At 74.0% G+C, this 17,782-nt stretch carries 15 protein-coding genes and 1 pseudogene; 10 read left to right on the plus strand and 6 right to left on the minus strand.

Translation table 11 applies throughout. The features are described from left to right. The first annotated feature begins 327 nt into the window (after positions 1-327). Positions 328-648, plus strand: a complete 321-nt coding sequence (locus AB0K07_RS23385) for a WhiB family transcriptional regulator (RefSeq protein ID WP_030328078.1) — start codon at positions 328-330, stop codon at positions 646-648. A 6-nt stretch (positions 649-654) separates the two neighbouring features. On the opposite strand, the gene AB0K07_RS23390 is transcribed toward AB0K07_RS23385, so the two are convergent. The 3 genes and pseudogenes from AB0K07_RS23390 to AB0K07_RS23400 all read right to left on the minus strand — a co-directional run. Further along, complete coding sequence (locus AB0K07_RS23390) at positions 655-1,806, minus strand: ArsA-related P-loop ATPase (RefSeq protein WP_363757534.1); 1,152 nt, start codon at positions 1,804-1,806, stop codon at positions 655-657. 54 nt (positions 1,807-1,860) lie between these two features. Next, a complete protein-coding gene (locus tag AB0K07_RS23395; protein WP_363757535.1) occupies positions 1,861-2,838 on the minus strand; it encodes an ArsA-related P-loop ATPase in 978 nt (325 codons plus the stop codon). A gap of 26 nt (positions 2,839-2,864) precedes the next feature. Continuing rightward, a pseudogene (locus AB0K07_RS23400) lies at positions 2,865-3,317 on the minus strand (hypothetical protein); the annotation flags it as partial. Positions 3,318-4,015: 698 nt separating this feature from the next. Between AB0K07_RS23400 and AB0K07_RS23405 the strand changes: the two are divergent. The 7 genes from AB0K07_RS23405 to AB0K07_RS23435 all read left to right on the plus strand — a co-directional run bounded on the left by AB0K07_RS23405 (position 4,016) and on the right by AB0K07_RS23435 (position 11,951). Next, positions 4,016-4,498 carry a hypothetical protein gene (locus AB0K07_RS23405; RefSeq protein WP_363757536.1) on the plus strand — a complete coding sequence of 161 codons (483 nt, stop codon included), beginning with the start codon at positions 4,016-4,018 and terminating at the stop codon, positions 4,496-4,498. Between the two features lie 44 nt (positions 4,499-4,542). After that, positions 4,543-4,698 (plus strand): DUF4177 domain-containing protein, encoded by a 156-nt coding sequence (locus AB0K07_RS23410; protein ID WP_007466198.1) that lies wholly within the window; start codon positions 4,543-4,545, stop codon positions 4,696-4,698. Continuing rightward, entirely contained in the window at positions 4,695-5,156 is a 462-nt protein-coding gene (locus tag AB0K07_RS23415) for a RidA family protein (protein ID WP_363757537.1), read from the plus strand. Before AB0K07_RS23410 ends, AB0K07_RS23415 begins: the two co-directional genes overlap by 4 nt. 121 nt (positions 5,157-5,277) lie before the next feature. Continuing rightward, a complete protein-coding gene (locus AB0K07_RS23420; protein ID WP_363757538.1) occupies positions 5,278-6,114 on the plus strand; it encodes an MBL fold metallo-hydrolase in 837 nt (278 codons plus the stop codon). Next, on the plus strand, positions 6,111-9,731 hold the full coding sequence (locus AB0K07_RS23425) for an adenylate/guanylate cyclase domain-containing protein (RefSeq protein WP_363757540.1): 3,621 nt from the start codon (positions 6,111-6,113) through the stop codon (positions 9,729-9,731). Before AB0K07_RS23420 ends, AB0K07_RS23425 begins: the two co-directional genes overlap by 4 nt. Positions 9,732-9,869: 138 nt before the next feature. After that, on the plus strand, positions 9,870-10,394 hold the full coding sequence (locus AB0K07_RS23430; RefSeq protein WP_363757541.1) for a hypothetical protein: 525 nt from the start codon (positions 9,870-9,872) through the stop codon (positions 10,392-10,394). Between the two features lie 30 nt (positions 10,395-10,424). Next, complete coding sequence (locus AB0K07_RS23435) at positions 10,425-11,951, plus strand: serine/threonine-protein kinase (protein ID WP_363757542.1); 1,527 nt, start codon at positions 10,425-10,427, stop codon at positions 11,949-11,951. Here AB0K07_RS23435 and AB0K07_RS23440 read toward each other — a convergent pair. Beyond that, the gene (locus AB0K07_RS23440; protein WP_363757543.1) at positions 11,938-12,228 is read right to left on the minus strand and encodes a hypothetical protein; all 291 of its coding nucleotides are present in this window, start codon (positions 12,226-12,228) and stop codon (positions 11,938-11,940) included. The genes AB0K07_RS23435 and AB0K07_RS23440 overlap by 14 nt on opposite strands. 221 nt (positions 12,229-12,449) lie before the next feature. Between AB0K07_RS23440 and AB0K07_RS23445 the strand changes: the two genes are divergently transcribed. Both AB0K07_RS23445 and AB0K07_RS23450 read left to right on the plus strand, forming a co-directional pair. Further along, positions 12,450-13,391: a transporter substrate-binding domain-containing protein gene (locus AB0K07_RS23445; RefSeq protein ID WP_363757544.1), complete on the plus strand. Its 942-nt coding sequence runs from the start codon at positions 12,450-12,452 to the stop codon at positions 13,389-13,391. A 95-nt stretch (positions 13,392-13,486) separates the two neighbouring features. Continuing rightward, positions 13,487-14,578 carry a hypothetical protein gene (locus AB0K07_RS23450; RefSeq protein ID WP_363757545.1) on the plus strand — a complete coding sequence of 364 codons (1,092 nt, stop codon included), beginning with the start codon at positions 13,487-13,489 and terminating at the stop codon, positions 14,576-14,578. Positions 14,579-14,600: 22 nt separating this feature from the next. On the opposite strand, the gene AB0K07_RS23455 is transcribed toward AB0K07_RS23450, so the two are convergent. Beyond that, complete coding sequence (locus AB0K07_RS23455; protein ID WP_363757546.1) at positions 14,601-15,764, minus strand: acyl-CoA dehydrogenase; 1,164 nt, start codon at positions 15,762-15,764, stop codon at positions 14,601-14,603. Further along, positions 15,761-17,773, minus strand: a complete 2,013-nt coding sequence (locus AB0K07_RS23460; protein ID WP_363757547.1) for a biotin carboxylase N-terminal domain-containing protein — start codon at positions 17,771-17,773, stop codon at positions 15,761-15,763. The genes AB0K07_RS23455 and AB0K07_RS23460 overlap by 4 nt, the downstream gene beginning before the upstream one ends. Between the last annotated feature and the right edge of the window lie 9 nt (positions 17,774-17,782).

Below are 17,782 nucleotides of genomic sequence, written 5' to 3' on the forward strand. Positions count from 1 at the left end.
CCCTCGTTGTGCTAAACGCACGACCCCCGGTGCGTGGTTGCGTGTGACCTGGCGTGAGTTTCCTCCGATCGAAGGAGGCGGCGCAGCGTTTTCGTCGACCTCGGCGGGGTAACCGGCGGTCGAGAGCCCGGGAAGCCGGGAGTGTCCGGAATGATGGATTTCGCCGACAACGTTGCGTAATCAGTCGACTACAGAGCATGATGGGGGGCGGCGACAGCGCCACATGTCGTTCGTGCCGCCTTGGGGAAGGCGAGCCGGGCGATCGGGGGGAATTGCCGGCTGACGTGCAACGAGGTCGGTAGGTACTGCAAGGGGGGACGTGTACACATGGGCATGATCACTGACTGGCCGTCGCTGGCGGCGTGTCAGAACGGGGACCCGGACGCGTTGTTCGTACAGGGCGCCGAACAGAACGTGGCGAAGCGGATCTGCCGGAGCTGCCCAGTTCGGTACGAGTGCCTGGCCGACGCGCTGGACAACCGGATCGAGTTCGGTGTGTGGGGTGGCATGACCGAACGCGAACGGCGTGCGCTGCTGCGTCGTCATCCGCAGGTGACGAGCTGGCGCAAGATGTTCGAGGCCGCGATGAAGAAGAACAGCAAGGACAAGGCCGGCAAGGACAAGATTCTCGTCAGCGCGGCCAACTGACGCCGGTCACGGCCGGCTGATCGCCGCGCCGATCGTCCGCAGCCCGTCGACGTCGTGCACGTCGGCGGGCTGCGCCGTCACCGACACCGCCGGCACCGCCGGGAACGCCTCGGTGAACCGCGCGGCCACCTCCTGCTCGCGTACCGCCTGGCGGGCCAGTGCGGCGTGCGCCCGCAGCACGTCGGCGGTGGCCTCGTGCCCACCCAGCTCGGTCAGCCGCTCCGCGGCGACCCGGCTCTGCTCGGCGTCCAGCTGCGGCACCGCCGGCCGGTGCACGCGGTTGAGCACCAGGCCGGCCAGCGGCATGTTCTCCTCCCGCAGCCGGCCGGCGAAGTACGCGGCCTCCCGGACCGCGTCCGGCTCCGGCGCCGCGACCAGCACGAAGGCCGTCTCCCGTGCCTGGAGGATGCGGTACGTCTGCTCGGCCCGCTGCCGGAAACCGCCGAACATCGAGTCCAGTGCGGCCACGAAGCCGGACAGATCAGTGAGCAGTTGGGCGCCGAGCACCTTCTGCACGACCTTCGAGAACATCCCGAACGAGGCCGTGACCAGGCTGAACATGCTCCGCCCACCGCTGCGCGCCGGGGCCAGCAGCAGTCGCAGCATGCGACCGTCCAGGAAGCGGGAGAGCCGGGCCGGTGCGTCCAGGAAGTCGAGCGCCGAGCGGGACGGCGGGGTGTCCACGACGATCAGGTCCCACTCGCCCCGGGCGTGCAACTGGCCGAGCTTCTCCATCGCCATGTATTCCTGCGTGCCGGCGAAGGTCGAACTCATCGCCTGGTAGAAGGGGTTGGCGAAGATCTCCGCCGCCTTCGCCGGATCGGTGTGCTGCAGCACCACGTCGTCGAAGGTGCGCTTCATGTCGAGCATCATGGCGTGCAGTTCGCCGCCGCTGGTTTCGACGTCGATTCCCTTGACCTGGCGGGGCGTGTTGTCCAGCTCGGTCAGGCCCAACGACTGGGCCAGCCGGCGGGCCGGGTCGATGGTGAGCACCACCGTGCGCCGGCCGTGGTGCTCGGCGGCCCGCAGCGCCAGCGCGGCGGCCGTGGTCGTCTTTCCCACCCCGCCGGCACCGCAGCACACGACGATCCGCACGCCCGGGTCGGCGAGGATCTTGTCGACGTCCAGCTGCGGCGCCGCGTCTTCGGAAGGCACCAATCGAGCGTATCGGGCCGGGTGGGTCCGTGCGCCGGTGCCGACCTCAGGTGTGAGTCAATCCGCGTGCAGGAGAGCCTGGGCCAGGGTCGCGAGCCCCGCCCGGTCCACCCCGTCGGGCAGCAACGGCAGCTCTGTCATCGGCAGCCCCAGCTCCACCAGCTCGGCGCGGAGTGAATCCTCCAACTCACGCCGGATGAGCTGGTCGCGCGCCTCGTCGTGCAGGCCGGCGACGGTGTCCCGGTCGGCCGGCAGCCCGGCGGCGACCAGCCCACGCCTCAGGTCGGCCGCGCTGACCGCCCGACCGGCGGGCACCGGCGGCCGCGTGCCGTTGACGATCACCCGCCCGATCCCGAAGCCGAGTGCGGTCAGGTCGGCGATGGCGTCCACCGTCTCCTGCACCGGCATCTCCTCCAACAGCGTGACCACGTGCACCGCGGTTATCGGGGACCGCAGCAGCGCCGCGACCCCCTCGCTCTGGGTCTTGATCGGGCCGACCTTCGCCAGCCGGGCCGTCTCGGCCGTCACGTTGAGGAACCGGCCGATCCGCCCGGTCGGAGGAGCGTCCAGCACCACCGCGTCGTACGCGCGCCGCTGGCCCGAGGTGCGGGTGGTGGCCTCCTTCACCTTGCCGGTGAGCAGCACGTCGCGCAGGCCCGGTGCGATGGTGGTGGCGAAGTCGATCGCCCCGAGCTTGCGCAGTGCCCGACCCGCTGCACCCAGCTTGTAGAACATGTCGAGGTACTCGAGCAACGCCTCCTCGGCGTCCACCGCCAGCGCGCGCACCTCGCCGCCACCCGGTGCGTCAGCGAGATGCCGCTCCTCGTACGGCAGCGGGTCGATGCCGAAGAGCTGGGCGATGCCCTGCCGCCCCTCGACCTCCACCAGCAGGGTGCGCCGGCCGCCGGCGGCCAGCGCCAGAGCCAGCGCCGCCGCCACGCTGGTCTTGCCGGTGCCACCCTTGCCGGTCACCACGTGGAGGCGGGCCGACCATCCGGTACCGGCCGGGTCGGTCGGCCGCTCAGCTGCACGCACCCGTCGAGCCTATCCAGGCCCGCCGGTCACGCGACCTCGCAGACCCACCAACCCGACTTCTGCACCACCGTGAAGCGCAGATCCTGGTCGGCCACCTTCTCGTCGGCCGTGGTCATGGTGACCCGGGTGGAGACGGTGGCCCGTTCGCCGGTCTGGTTGTCGACCTTGGGGCTGGTCCACCGGAAGCGCGGGTTCTGGTACTCGGCGGCGTACTTCTGCACCTCGGCGACCTTCGCGGCGATCTTCTTGTCGTCGCGGGAGGCGGCGCAGACGCGGCTGGCCGCCTTGGTCGCGTCACGATCCTTGTAGACCGCGGTGAGGAACTCGTCGACGGCGACCGCCGGCTCCTTGGCTCCCTCGCCGGTCTCGGCGTTGCGCAGGGTCAGGAACGCCACCACGCCGCCGCCCACGCAGAGCACCATGATCACGACGAGCGCGATCGCCGCGATCAGCAGCCCGCGCTTCTTCTTGGGCTGAGCGGTGCCGGGGTACGCGGGGTAGCCGGGCGGGGGCGGCGGGATCGCCGACGGGTCCGAGGTGCCCGGCGCGGCCGGTGCGGCGGTCGGGCCGGCGGGAACCTCGGGCTGAGCGGCGCCACCGGCCCCGCCGGGCTGGCCGGGGAAGGCCTCCTGGGTGGGGAAGGTCGGCCCTGCCGGCGACGCCGGGCGGGTGGGCTCGGCGGGGAGTGCGAGCGGGCCGGGCTGCGCTGCGGGTGCGGGTTGGCCGGGGATGGCCGGCGAGCCGGTCGGGCCGGCGGAATCCGGGTGGGCCGACGGGAGCGCGGGAGTGCCGGCCTGGTCGCCGCTGGGCGGTTGGGTCATGTCTTTCCCCCGGGGGGTGCGGCGCCCGTCGCCACCCCTGGCGCCGAGCGTGATCGAGCGGGTGGCCGGCACTGCGCGACCGTCCGACCGGAAGGGTAGCGGTCAACCCCCGGGTCGGTGTCGCCCCTGCCGGGCCGTGTGGGCCACGGCTCCGGCCGGCGGGATCGCCCGCGGGGTGCTCCGTCGGGCCTCCCACCTGCGATGTGTCGCATATGTGACTCCGGGTTACCGGCCGTGCGCGTCCTGTTGGTGGGACTGCTGCCACGGACCTACCTTCGACCCGGGTGCGGGGGGCCGGGCGGACGAAAGGTCCGAACCGGAAGCGTGATCCGACAGGTACGACCGGAGGCAAGTGCATGCGCGACGTGGACAACATCCCTCGCACCCAGTTCCCGACCAACGACCGGCCGCGCCGGCCCGGGGCCCGGGGCGAGGCCGACGGGCCGGTCGGCAGCCTGCCGGTCAACGAGCGGTCGTACCGCCGGGTGCCGGAGCCGACGGAGGTGGTCCTGACGTCGAGTCGCCCCACCGAGCGGGCGAGGGAAGACGAGGAGCCGGGCTTCGTCATCCACCTGCCGATCCGGGTGCCCGACCTGGCGGCGGCGACCGCGCTGGCCGGCCGGGTCGCGGTGTCCCTCGGCTTCCTGCCCGAGCTGGACGCCGGCGAGACCACGGTGTCCAACGCCGACGACCAGAACAACCGGCACCGCGTCTTCTGTGACCTGCTGCTGCCCGACCGCTCCCGATGCCCCCAGGGGTACGAGCACGAGGGGCCCTGCGGGGAGCTGCCGGCCGCGCCGGAGCAGCGTCCCGCACCTCGCCCCGCCAGCGGACCGTAGGCTGTGCCTCGAATACGTCCGCACCGAGAGGGAGCCCTTCAGCGATGCAGAAGTGGGAATACTCCACGGTCCCGCTGCTGGTCCATGCGACCAAGCAGATCCTCGACAACTGGGGCGAGGACGGGTGGGAACTCGTCGCCGTGGTCCCTGGGCCCAACCCGGACCAGCTGGTCGCGTACTTGAAGCGGCCCAAGGCATGAGCAACGGTCCCCACGCGAAGCTCGCCGAGCTCGGCCTCGAACTGCCCGAGGTGGTGCCGCCGGTGGCCAGCTACGTGCCGGCCGTGCAGTCCGGGCAGCACGTGTACGTCTCCGGCCAGCTGCCGATCGCCGACGGGAAGCTCCTGGCGACCGGCAAGGTGGGCGCCGGGATCTCCGCCGAGCAGGCGAAGGATCTGGCCCAGCGGTGCGCGCTCAACGCGCTTGCGGCAGTCGACTCGCTGGTCGGCCTGGAGAACGTGGTCAAGGTGGTCAAGCTGACCGGCTTCGTGGCCTCCGCGCCCGGCTTCACCGGCCAGCCCGCCGTGATCAACGGTGCCTCCGACCTGCTCGGCACCGTCTTCGGTGAGGCCGGCCGCCACGCCCGCAGCGCCGTCGGGGTGGCCGAACTGCCCCTGGACGCCCCGGTGGAGATCGAACTGATCGTCGAGGTCGCCTGACGCGTCGCCGCCCCCGCGGTCGTGCACGTCCTGGCCGGATGAAAGCCCAGAACAGGGACGAATCACGGGCCGCACGTGCAAGATCGCGGGGTGTGGCGGGCGGGGCCGTACGATCGCAGCCATGAGCGGGCACGTGACGGCGCCGGCGGCGGCGCTCGCCGACGAGCTGCCGAGCTGGGTGACGCTGCTGCGTGCGCCGAACCCCGGTCCGATGACCCTCGACGGCACCAACACCTGGGTGCTGCGCGCCCCGACGGCGGAGTACGGCGTGGTGGTCGACCCGGGGCCGGCGGACGAGGGGCACCTGGCCCGGATCGCCGGGCACGGCCCGATCGGGCTGATTCTGATCACCCACGGCCACCCCGACCACACCGAGGGCGCGCCGCGGCTGAGCGAGCTGCTCGGCGGGGTGCCGGTGCGCGCCGTCGACCCCGCGCACAGCATCGGCGCGGAGCCGCTGGCCACCCCGTGGGCGCCGCTGGACCTTCCCGGCCTCGCGGTGCGGCCGGTGCCCACCCCCGGGCACACCGCCGACTCGGTCTGTCTGCACGTCGCGTACGGCGGTGAGCGAGTGGTGCTCACCGGTGACACCATCCTCGGCCGAGGCACCACCGTGGTGGCGCACCCGGACGGGCACCTCGGCGACTACCTGACCAGCCTGGAGCTGCTCACCGCGTACCCCGGGATCCCGGCGCTGCCCGGGCACGGCCCGGCGCTGGCCGACTGCGCCGCCGCCGCCGAGTTCTACCTCGCGCACCGCCGGGCCCGGCTCGACCAGGTCCGGGCGGCTGTCGACGCGGGCGCCCGCACCCCCGCAGACGTGGTCGCCGCCGTCTACGCGGACGTCGACCGCTCGCTCTGGTGGGCCGCCGAGTGGTCGGTCCGCGCCCAACTCGAGTACCTGGGGGTCGGCACCGGGGAATCCGAGCCGGGGGTCAGTGGGTTGGAGCACATGTGACCTGCCCCGTGTGCGGAACCGTCGCCGTTCCCGGCGCGCGGTTCTGCCACAACTGCGGTGCCGCGCTGCCGGCCGCCGCGACGTTGCCGGCGGCCGAGCGCCGGGTGGTGACCGTGCTCTTCGGCGACCTCTCGGAATTCACCTCCTGGTCGGAGGATCTCGACCCGGAACGCGTCGGGGCGGTCACCGACCGGGTGCTCGCCGCCCTCGCCGGAGCGGTGAAGACCTTCGGCGGGCACGTCGACAAGCTGACCGGTGACGGGATCATGGCGGTCTTCGGCGCGCCGGTGGCGCACGAGGACGACGCCGAGCGGGCCGTCCGGGCCGCCCTGTCCATGCAGCGGGCGGTCCGCCGGGTGCTCGACGACGAGCGGGGTGGCGGCGCGCCGCTCGGGCTGCGGGTCGGGCTGAACACCGGTGACGTCATCGCGGGCATCCAGGCCGCCATCGAGTACACGGTCATCGGGGACACGGTGAACACCGCCGCCCGGTTGGCCGACGCCGCCGCGGTCGGCGCGGTCTACGCCGGCGGGCGGACCTCCGCGGCCACCCGGCACGTGGCCTCGTGGCGGGCGCTGCGTCCGCTGCGGCTCAAGGGCAAGCGCGAACCGGTCGAGGCGTACGAACTGCTGGGTCTGCTGGACGCGCCGGGCACCCGCTCGGGGCTCGGCGACGAGGCGCCCTACGTGGGCCGGGAGACCGAGATCGGTCGGGTCGCGGGCCGGCTCGCCGAGGTGATCGACCAGGGTGACCCGCGGGTGCTGCTGATGACCGCCGAGGCGGGCATCGGCAAGTCCCGGTTCGCCGCCGAGGTGGAACGGCTCGCCGCCGGGTACGACGTGGGCGCCGGCCGGTACGCCGCGCACACCGGCGCCCGGGTGCTCTCGGTGCGCTGCGCCGCTTTCGGCGAGCGGCGCCGGCTCGCGCCGCTGGCCGACCTGGTCCGTGCTGCGGTCGGTCTGCCCGGCGACGCGGCCACCGCGCTGACCCGGCCGGCGGTCGAGGAACGGTTCCGCCGGCTCGGCCAGCGGCTCGCCCGCGCTGGGGGCGAGGCGGCGCCGATCGCCACCGACCAGCTGCTCGCTCTGCTCGGCTACGCCGATCTCGCCGCGCACGGTGGCACCGACAACGGCGAGTGGGGTGGCGCGGGCGCGCCGACCGCCGACGCCGAGGCGGTGCCGAACGCGGTCGCCGACCTGCTCAGCGGGCTCGCTGCGGAGGCGCCGCTGGTGATCGTGGTGGACGACCTGCACGACGCGACCGGCGAGACGATCCGCGCCCTCGGGCTGACCCTGTCCCGGCTCACCGGCCCGGTGCTGGTGCTGCTGCTCGGCCGCCCCGAGCTGGTCCGCACCGCCGGTGCGCTGACCCGGGTCGCGGACGCCGAGGTCCACTCCCTGCCGCCGCTGCGCGGCGCCGACGCGGCCCGGCTGCTCACCAGCTACCTCGGTGGCGGCAAGCTGCCGCAGGCCGACGCGGACCGGCTGCTCGCCACCGCCCAGGGCAACCCGTTCTACCTCGCCGAGCTGGTCACCCTGCTGATCGAGCGCGGGGCGCTCACCACGGTGGAGCCGGCGCGTGGCGTCCGCGCCGCCTCCGGCGAGCGCGACCAGGGTTCACCGGCCGGCTGGCGGCTGGTGCCCGGCTCGCTGGGCAGCCGGCTGCTCTCCCGGGACCTCGCCGCCGTGCTCGCCGCCCGGATCGACGCGCTGCCGCCGGACGCCCGCTCGGTGCTGCGCGACGCCGCGGTGATCGGCGACACGGTGCCGACCGGCGCGCTGGAGGCGCTGCGCGAGCAGCGCGGCGGCCACGACGGCAGGCCCTCGGCGGTGGCCGCCGTGGAGCTCGACCGGGCCGTCGAGGAGCTGCTGCAACGCCGGATGCTGCACCGCACCCGCACCGGCTACGCGTTCGCCACCCCGCTGATGCGGGAGGCCGCGTACGCCGGGGTGAGCAAGGCGGAGCTGGCCGAGCGGCACGCCGCGCTGGCCCACTGGGCCGCGCCACGGGACGAGGCCGCAGCCGGCTCGCCCGGCGGGTTCACCGACGAGGCCCGCGACGACTTCGTGGCCACCCACGTCGAGCGGGCCGCCACGCTCGCGGACGCGGTCAAGCTGCGCCCGGACGCTCCGGCCCGCGCGGTGGTCCCGCTCGGGGTCGCCGCGCTGGGCCGGGCCGCCCGCCGGTCGCTGTCGGCCGGCGAGCCGGCGCTGGCCGTGGAGTACGCCGAGCGCGCCGGCGAACTGGCGCGCGACGGGGTGCCGGCGGCCGACCGGGTGGTGCACGCCCGGGCGCTGCTCCAGATCGGCCGGGTCGTCGACGCGCTGGCCTACGCCGAGAAGATCGCCGCGAACGCGGGGGACGAGGCCACTCGGGCCAGCGCCATGCTGCTCGCCGGGCAGGCTCAGCAGACCCTCGGCGACCAGGGGCGGGCCGTCGCCGCCTGGCAGGAGGCGTTGCAGGTGGCCACGGCTGGCGGGCTGCCCACCCTGCGGGCCTCGGCGATGCGTCGGCTCGGCATGGCCGACTTCGTGGAGGGGCGGCTGAGCCAGGCGAGCAGCCGGTTGGCCGCCGCTTACCAGGTCAGCCTCAGCGCGCAGGACCGGCGTGGGCAGGCCTGGTCGTTGCAGAACCTGGCCTGGGTGACCACCACCCGAGGCGACTTCGCCGGCACCGACGCGGTGCTCGGCCGGGCCGCCCGGCTCTTCGCCGAGCTGAAGGACCCGTACGGGCGGGCGTGGCTGCGGGGCACGACGGCGTTCGCCCGGCTCCTCGCGGGCCGGCTGCGCGAGGCGGGCCGGCTGGCGCGGGTCTTCCTGCCCTTCGGTGAGCGCGTCGGCGAGGCGTGGGCGGTGGGCACCCTGCGGGCCGTGGCGGCGTTCGCCACCGCCGAGCTGGGCGACCTGGCCGAGGCGGACCGGGAGGCCCGCCGGGCGTACCGGGAGTTCGCCGCCGCCTCCGACGACTGGGGGCGCGGGTTCGCGCTGGTGGTCCGGGCCGTGGTGGCGCGCGGGCTGGGCGAGCCGGAGCACGCGGCCGACCTGCTCACCGACGCGCTGGCGTACGCCGAGCGGACCTCGCACCCACTGCTCACCGGCATGGCCGGCACGCTGCGGGGGTTCGTGGCGCTGGACATGGGCGACTGCGAGACCGCCGAGCAGGCGGCCCGGGCGGTGCTGACCGCCGTGGAGCCGCACAACCCGCAGGCTCCGGCGCAGGTCGCACCTCGGGTGCTGCTGGCGACCGCCCGTCTGGCGGCCGGCGACTCGGCGACCGCGGTCGGGTTGCTCGCCCCGGTGGCCACCGTCGCCGCGAGCGCGCCGTCGCTGCTCTTCTCCCGCCGTCAGACGATGGCCCGGTACGCGTCGGCGCTGCTCGCCCACGGCCAGCGGGATCAGGCGCTGGACTGGGCTCGGCGGGCGGTCACGGCGCCGGCCGAGGACGTGCGCAGCCAGGTGATCGCGGCCAGCGTGCTGGCCGAGGCGCTGGCTGCCTGCGGCCGCCCGACGGAGGCCCTGTCCTGGGCGGACGAGGCGGTCCGGCTCGCGTACGCCACCGAGCAGCGCAGCGAACGCGCCGCGGCGGACGCGCTGCGCGCCCGGCTCGCCGCCGGTTAGGCACGACGGTGCGACGGCCGGCAGGACGGGGTTCCGGTTTTGGCGGTTTCGGGGATGTGGTGGTCGGAGCGAGCGGCTAGCGTGTCAACACCGTGTGAGGTCCACAGTGTGACCGTCGCCGCGCCTGGGGAGGCCTGCATGAAGCTGCCGCGTTCCGTCGCGGGCTGGACCATCGCGGTCTTCGGCGTGCTGGCGCTGCTGATGGGTGCGCTCGGGCTGCTCTGGCCGGAGGCGATGCTGCGCATGCTCGGGCTGGACGTGCCGGCCACCCGTGCCGTCGGTGACCACACCGGCACCTTCCTGCTGGCGTCCTCGATGGCGTCGTTCAACATGGGCGTCTACTACCTGCTCGCCACGGTGACCGAGTGGCGGGCGTTCTACCGGTTCACGGTGGTCTTCCGGCTGGTCACGTTCACCGTTTTCAGCATCGCCGTGCTGGCCGACATCGCCCCCGACCGGTTCTTCGGGGTGGCCCTCTGGGAGGGCTTGGGCGCGCTCGCCACCGCCGTCGGCCTGCGCCTGGACGCCCGTGCCGGCGCGTCGACCGGCCTCGGCGCGACGCCGGAGCCCACCGTTGCGACGGCCGATGGCACCGCCGTGGCCGGCGACGTCGGGGAGGGCCCTGGCGCCGCCGGTGCCGCTCCGGCGGACGCGGTGCGCTGAGTCATCGGCAGGGTTGGGTATTTTCGAGCAGTGACCGACACCCCGACCGGCGGCTTGCCGGTGCCGATCGTGCCCGGTCTGACTGATTTGCGGGTCTTTGCCCGGGGCGGTTACGCGACCGTCTACCGGGCCACCCAGATCTCGGTGGGCCGTGAGGTCGCCGTCAAGGTGGAGAACCGCACGCTGGACAGCGAGCGCGACCAGGCCCGCTTCCTGCGCGAGGCACGGGCGGCCGGGCGGATGTCGTCGCACCCGCACGTGGTGGACCTCTTCGACGTCGGGGTCACCGTCGACCAGCACCCCTACCTGATCATGGAGCTGTGCGACGGCTCGTACGCCGAACGGATGCGCACCTCGCCCCTCGGCCCGGTGGAGGCACGGGACCTCGGCCTGAAGATCGCCGACGCGCTGGCCCACTCGCACGCGGCCGGGGTGCTGCACCGCGACGTGAAGCCGGCGAACATCCTCTACTCGCACTTCAACTCCGCGGTGCTGGCCGACTTCGGGCTGGCCGTGCTGGCCGAGGCCCGGGACGCCTCGGTCACCCTGGAGGTGCTCACCCCGGCGTACGCGCCGCCGGAGATGTTCAACCACAGCCCACCGTCGCCGGCCGTCGACGTGTACGCGCTCTGCGCCACCCTCTACGCGGTGATGCACGGGCGGCCCCCGCGCTGGCAGTCCGAGCGCAACCCCAGCCTCGTCACCGTGCTGGAGATGTTCAACCAGCCCGTCCCCCACCTGCCCGGCGTGCCGGACGAGCTGATCGACGTGCTCCGCGTCGGCATGGCGAACGATCCGGCCGACCGGCCCTCCGCCCTCGAACTGCACGACCTGCTGGCCAGCCTGCCACTCGGCCCGCCGTCGGCCCCGGTCAGCGGCGCCCCGATCAGCGGCGGAACGGTCGGCGGCGGAACGGTCGGCGGCGGCACCGTCCACTCCGGCCCGTACGCCGCCGGCCAGCCGGCGCCCCGCCCCCCGGTCGAGGACGTCCACCCGACGGTGCCCAGCGGTCGGCGCTGGCGACGCTGGTTCCTCGGCGGTGCCGGGGCGCTCGCGCTGGCCGCCTCCGCCAGCGCCGGCGCCTGGATGGCGGGCAGCGGCCCACCACCCGGCCCGTCCCCCTCGGTCAGCCAGGTCGCCGCGCCCGCGACCGGGCCGCTGCCCGGCTGCACGACCGGCGCCGGCGCGCCGACCGGTCTACCCGAGGGTGCCCGGTGCCTGCCCGAGCTGGAGTGCTTCGGCCCGGTGCGCATCCGCGGCACCCGGGCCGAGGCGGCCCGCGTCCCCTGCGACGGGCGGCACACCTGGGAGACGTACGCCGAGGGCATCCTGCCGGTGTCGCTGGTCGGCGCCGAATACGACGAGGTGGTCGCCGCCGAGCCGGTGCGGCAGGTGTGCAGCGCGACCACGTTCCGACTGACCGCCGGGATCAGCGAGCCGGTCGGTTGGCACCTGGAAGTGCTGCCGCCGGTGGAGGGCAGCGTCGACCGGACCTACCGGTGCCTGGCCGGGCGGGGCGTGGACGCGCTCACCGCGCCCACCCTCACCGGTCGCTGAGCCCGCCCGACCCGCGCCGCCGGTCACGCACCGCACGCAACGCGTCCCGGCTGTCCAGGGCTTCGAGGGTGTCCGCGTCGATCCCGTACGGCATCAACTCGGGCGGCCCGGCGGGGAACGGACGGTCCACCGGCTCGGGGTCGTCGCCCTGCCGGGCAGCGGACACGGACACCCCGGCGACCATGGTCAGCAGAACACAGAGCAACGCGAGGACCACGCCGAGAAAATCCTGCCGGCGCCAGACGACCAGCATGACCAGCAGCGCAAGGGCTCCCACCCCCGCGACCACCGCTACTGTCCGCGCGTCGGACCTGGGCAATCGACTCACCCCTCCAGCATGTCGTCGCGGGGCCCGCTGTCAACCGCGGAGCCGCCCCAGGAGTGCCGGTCGACGGCACCAGCCGGACCAGCCGACATGGCCGATCGGCGTCCACACGGAGTGGCCCGAAGCCGCTACTCTCGGTGTCCCCCAGGCCGGTTCCGTCAGCGAGGTCGCCCATGAACGCAAGCAGTGCCCAGTCCCGGCTCCGCTCGGTCGCGACGACGCTGGCGGTCGCCCTGACCCTCACCCTGGCCGCCGCGGCCGGCTGCGACAGCCGGCAGGAGCCGGACCTGCCGTCCGTGCAGGAGAAGCTGCGCGAGACGCACATCTACGGCCAGACGAAGCTACGCATCGGCGTCGCCACCAACGAGCCGCTGATGGGCGAGCTGCGCAACGGTCAGCACGTCGGTTTCGACGTCGAGATCGGCCGGTACGTGGCCGCCTCGCTCGGCTACGAGGGCGACCAGCGGGTGGAGTTCGTGTCGGTGTCCACCGAGGACCGGATCCCCGCCCTCCAGGGCGGCACGGTCGACCTGGTGGTGTCGAGCTTCTCCATGACCGAGGACCGCAAGAAGTTGGTCAGCTTCGCCGGGCCGTACCTCGTCACCACGCAGGAGGTGATGGTGCCGACCCGACTGAAGGACAAGATCCGCACGATCGAGGACCTGCGCGACCCGGCCTACAAGGTCTGCACCAGCGGCGGCTCCACCACCGAGGCCGAGCTGGAGAAGCACCAGGTCAGGACGTTCGTGGTGAAGGACGTCGGTGACTGCGTCGACGGCATCCGGAAGGGCCGGTACGACGCGGTCAGCTCCGACGAGTCGATCCTCGCCGGTTTCCTGGCCAGCTTCCCCAAGGAGTTCGAGATCGTGGACATGCCGTTCGGCACCAGCGAACTGCTGGGCGTCGGCGTGCCGATCGGCGATCCCGCGCTGCGGGACCTGGTCGCGTTCTTCCTGCAAAAGAGCTACGAGCAGGGCCGCGACGGGGAGGCGAGCCCCTGGCAGACCGCGTACAACCGGACGCTGGGCCCGTGGCTGCGGGCCGAGAAGCGGCAGCCGCAGCCGCTGGAGGTGCCGAAGCTGGTCGACTTCGACGACAAGGCGCCCGCGAAGTGAGCGCGGCACCGACCGCCACCGGAGGTGACGGGCCGGTCCCGCCGCCCCGCGCGTCCGCGCCCGCCGACGCACCAACAATCGACGGTACGGCCGCAGTGTCGTCGCCCGATCAGGGTGTGGCCGGAGTTGCCTGGCCGGCCGGGGTGCCGGTCGCCGCACCCGCCCAGCCGGTCGTCGCCGAGGTCGAGCCCGGTCGGGTCCGCTGGGATCCGGCGGAGCGGCGTGCCCGCGCCAGCCAGTCGTTCTGGACGGCCGTGGTCGGCGTACCCGCGATCTTCTCGGTGCTCCGCCTCGGCGTGGAGGCCGGCGGCGAACTCCAGACCACGCTGCTGCTGGTGGCGAACGTCGGGCCGGTCAACCTGCTCGCCGGCTTCCTGACCACGGCGGCCCGGCTGCTCTCCACCGGGCTGGTCGCCGTCTTCGCGCTCGGCGCGGTGCTGGCGGTCAGCGCGGATCGACTCCCGCCGGGCACCCGTCGCCGCCCGCTCTTCGCCCGCTGGGCCGACATCACCCCGGCCTGGGTGGTGCTGGCCAGCTTCCTGCTCGCCCTGCTCACCTGGCCGTTGCTCTATCTTCCGTTGCTGTTGCCGGCGTTCGCGGCCGCGTTCCAGCTGCGCCCCGGGCGACTGCATGAGCGGCTCGTGCCTCGGCTGTTGCTGATCGGCGCGGTGCTCGCCGGGTACGGCTGGCTGATGCTGCCAACGCTGCGTGACGCGGTGCAGCAGGGCGATGAGTGGCTGGTGCTGGCGCTCCTCGTGGTGCCTCCGCTGCTGGCCCTCTTCATCGCCGGGCCGCTGCCGGGGCTGGTGATCCGGCCGCTGGCGTCGGTGACCGAGGTGGCGGTGCTGGCCATGCTGGTCTGGGCCGCGCTACCGGTGATTAGCACACCGGTGCTGCCGCTGACCGTCACCACCGTGGGCGTGGAGAACGGGCCCACCGAGGACGTACGGGGGCACGTGGTGACCACCGACGACGTCAACATGGTGATCCTCCAGGAGCGGGGCGGCGTGCGGTACGTGCCGGTCGACCTCGTCCGCGCCCAGGTGCTCTGCCCCAGCGAGGAGGAGCTGCCCCGACACCGGCTGCGCGTCCACGACTTCCACGTCGAGGACTCGCTGCTGGAAGGGCTGGGCCGCCGGGTCCGCCCGGTGCACCGGATCGACGCCGCCTGCCGCGCCCCCGGCTGACGGCCGGACCCGTCCGGGCGGCTCAGTAGGACTTGTCCTGGCCGAGGACGTGCTGGGCGACGAAGTTGAGGATCATCTCCCGGCTGACCGGAGCGATCCGACCGGCGCGTACCGCCCCGAGCAGGGTGGCCACCCCGTACTCGGTGGTCATGCCGGCACCGCCGAGCACCTGGACGGCGGTGTCCACGGCGAGCGCGGCGGCCTCTCCGGCGGCGTACTTGGCCATGTTGCCGGCCACCCCGGCTTCCAGGTCGCGGCCGGCGTCGTACAGGGTGGCCGCCTTCTGGATCATCAGCCGGGCCAGCTCCACCTGCACCGCCGCGTGCGCCAGCGGGTGCGACACCCCCTGGTGGGAGCCGATGCTGCGGCCACCCCACACCTTGCGGGTGGCGGTGTACTCGCTGGCCCGCTCGATGGCGTACCGGCCGGTGCCGGCGCCCATCGCGGCGACGGTGATCCGCTCCGGGTTGAGGCCGGCGAAGAGCGCCGGCAGCCCGGCGTCCAGCGACTCGCCGACCGGCGCGTCGGCGGGCACCCGTACGTCGTCCAGATAGAGCAGGAACTGGTTCTCCGGGGACAGGATCTCCATGTCCAGCTTGGACCTGGTCAGCCCGGCCGCGTCGGTCGGGACCAGGAACAGTGCCGGCTTGAGCTTGCCGCTCGACGCGTCCTCGGTGCGGGCCACCACCAGCACGTGGTCCGCCTCGTCGACGCCGGAGATGTAGCACTTGCGGCCGGAGAGCAGCCAGCCGTCGCCGTCGCGGCGCGCCACCGTGCCGAGCCGGTGGAAGTTGGAGCCGGCCTCCGGCTCGGTGATCGCGAAGACGATCTTCTGGGAGCCGTCGGCGAGGCCGGGCAGGTGCCGCTTGCGCTGCTCCTCGGTGCCGTGCCGGTTGATGACGGTGGCCGCGATGGCGGGGGAGACCACGAGCAGCAGCAGCGGGCAGCCGGCCGCCGCCAGCTCCTCGCAGACGATGGCCAGCTCGGTGATGCCGCCGCCCCCGCCGCCGTACTCGGTGGGGATGTTGACCCCCAGGTAGCCGAGCCGGCCGGCATCGGCCCACAGCTCGGTGGTGTGCTCGCCGGCCTTCGCCTTCTCGACGAAGTAGCCGTGGCCGTACCGGCGGCCCAGCGCCCGCACGGCGTCGCGCAGCTGGTCCTGTTCGGGGGTGAGGTCGAAGGTCATCGGGGGTCCTCCTCGGTGGTGACCACGGCCAGCACGGCGCCGGTGCGGACCTGACCGCCGGCCGGCACCGGCAGTTCGGCGACGACGCCGTCGGTCGGGGCGAGCACGGGATGTTCCAACTTCATCGCTTCCAGCGTGAGCAGCGGATCGCCGGCCGCGACGTGCTGGCCGACCTGGACGTGCACCCGGGTCACCGCGCCGGGCAGCGGCGCGAGCAGCGACCCGGCCGCCAGTTCCGCGGTGGGCAGCGGGAAACGGGGCAGCTCGACCAGGCTCGCCGCCCCGTCCGGGCCGTCCACGAAGATCTGCGACCCCACCCGGTGTACGCGGTACGCGCGCCGCACGCCGTCGACGTCGAGCACCACCCGGTCCGGGGTGGCCTCGACCAGTACCACGGTGGGCGTGCCAGCCGGTTCGACCCCGCCGGGAGTCTCCGGCGTGCTGGACCAGTCCGCGAGCCGGCCGGTCCGGTCCAGGCGGTAGCGGATCTCGATCTCGTCGCCGTCCGGGCCGGCGAAGCGGGTGACCTGGGGGAAGGCGGCCACGTTACGCCAGCCGGAGGGGAGCCCGGAGAGCACCGGTGCGGTCGCCCGGCGCTGGGCGGCGCCGGCCAGCGCCGCGGCGAGGGCGGTGACCGGGCGCTGGTCGGTGGGGAGCAGGGGGACGAAGACCTCCGGGTGCCGGTCCAGGAAACCCGTGTCGATCTCGCCCGCCGCGAACTCCGGGCTGCGCAGCACTCGGACCAGCAGATCGCGGTTGGTGGCCACCCCGTGCAGCTCGGCACGGGCCAGCGCGCCCGCCAGGGCCCGGGCCGCTTCGGACCGGGTCGGTGCCACCGCGATCAGCTTGGCCAGCAGCGAGTCGTAGTGCACGCCCACCACCGAGCCCGCCACCACGCCGGAGTCCAGCCGCAGGCCCGCCCGCTGGAGCCAACCGAACTCGCGATCCACCCCGGGCACGTCGAATCGGTGCAGGGTGCCCGTGGCGGGCCGCCAGCCCTGCGCCGGCTCCTCGGCGCACAGGCGCACCTCGATGGCGTAACCCCGCGCGGCGGGGTAGTAGCCGTGCTCGGGCAGCGGCGCGCCCTCGGCCACCAGCAGTTGCAGCCGCACCAGGTCCAGCCCGACGGGGGTGATCAGCTCGGTGACGGGATGCTCCACCTGGAGACGGGTGTTCATCTCCAGGAAGTAGAACTCCCCGGTCGGTGCCAGCAGGAACTCCACCGTCCCGGCGCTCACGTAGTCGACCGCGCGCCCGGCGGCCACCGCCGCCTCGTGCAGCCGCTCCCGCAGCTCCGAGCCGATGACCCCGGGCGCCTCCTCGATGATCTTCTGGTGCCGGCGCTGGATCGAGCACTCGCGGACACCGAGAGCGGCGACCGTACCGTGGGTGTCGCCGAAGATCTGCACCTCGACGTGCCGGCCGCGCTCGACGTAACGCTCGATGAAGACCGTGCCGTCGCCGAACGCCGAGGCCGCCTCGCGGCGCGCCGACGCGACGGCCTCGGCCAGCCCGGCGGCGTCCCGGACGATCCGCATGCCCCGCCCGCCGCCGCCGGCGGACGCCTTGACCAGCACCGGGAAGTCGGTGACCTCGTCGGTGTCGGTCCAACTGGGCAGCATCGGCACGCCCGCCTCGGCGAGCAGCGCCTTCGCGGCCAGCTTGTCACCCATCGCGGCGATCACCTTGGCCGGCGGGCCCACCCAGGTCAGCCCGGCGTCGATCACCGCCGCCGCGAACTCGGCGTTCTCGGCGAGGAAGCCGTAACCCGGGTGGACGGCGTCCGCGCCGCTGCGGCGGGCCGCGTCCAGGATCCGGTCGACCCGCAGGTACGTCTCGGCCGGAGTGTCCCCCGGCAGCCGGACCGCCTGGTCGGCCTCGGCGACGAACGGCGCGGCGGCGTCCGCGTCCGAGTGCACGGCGACCGTCTCCACACCGAGCGCCCGGCAGGTGGCGAAGACCCGGCGGGCGATCTCCCCCCGGTTGGCCACGAGAAGTCGGGTGATCATGTTGGCTCC

Source organism: Micromonospora sp. NPDC049301 (assembly GCF_040678715.1).
Classification (GTDB): Bacteria; Actinomycetota; Actinomycetes; order Mycobacteriales; family Micromonosporaceae; genus Micromonospora.

What these genes read in the sequence shown, in the direction of transcription:
- AB0K07_RS23385 (WP_030328078.1), top strand. Translation starts at nt 328, where the DNA reads ATGGGCATGATCACTGACTGGCCGTCGCTGGCGGCGTGTCAGAACGGG.
- AB0K07_RS23405 (WP_363757536.1), top strand. Translation starts at nt 4,016, where the DNA reads ATGCGCGACGTGGACAACATCCCTCGCACCCAGTTCCCGACCAACGAC.
- AB0K07_RS23410 (WP_007466198.1), top strand. Translation starts at nt 4,543, where the DNA reads ATGCAGAAGTGGGAATACTCCACGGTCCCGCTGCTGGTCCATGCGACC.
- AB0K07_RS23415 (WP_363757537.1), top strand. Translation starts at nt 4,695, where the DNA reads ATGAGCAACGGTCCCCACGCGAAGCTCGCCGAGCTCGGCCTCGAACTG.
- AB0K07_RS23420 (WP_363757538.1), top strand. Translation starts at nt 5,278, where the DNA reads ATGAGCGGGCACGTGACGGCGCCGGCGGCGGCGCTCGCCGACGAGCTG.
- AB0K07_RS23430 (WP_363757541.1), top strand. Translation starts at nt 9,870, where the DNA reads ATGAAGCTGCCGCGTTCCGTCGCGGGCTGGACCATCGCGGTCTTCGGC.
- AB0K07_RS23445 (WP_363757544.1), top strand. Translation starts at nt 12,450, where the DNA reads ATGAACGCAAGCAGTGCCCAGTCCCGGCTCCGCTCGGTCGCGACGACG.
- AB0K07_RS23455 (WP_363757546.1), bottom strand. Translation starts at nt 15,764, where the DNA reads ATGACCTTCGACCTCACCCCCGAACAGGACCAGCTGCGCGACGCCGTG.
- AB0K07_RS23460 (WP_363757547.1), bottom strand. Translation starts at nt 17,773, where the DNA reads ATGATCACCCGACTTCTCGTGGCCAACCGGGGGGAGATCGCCCGCCGG.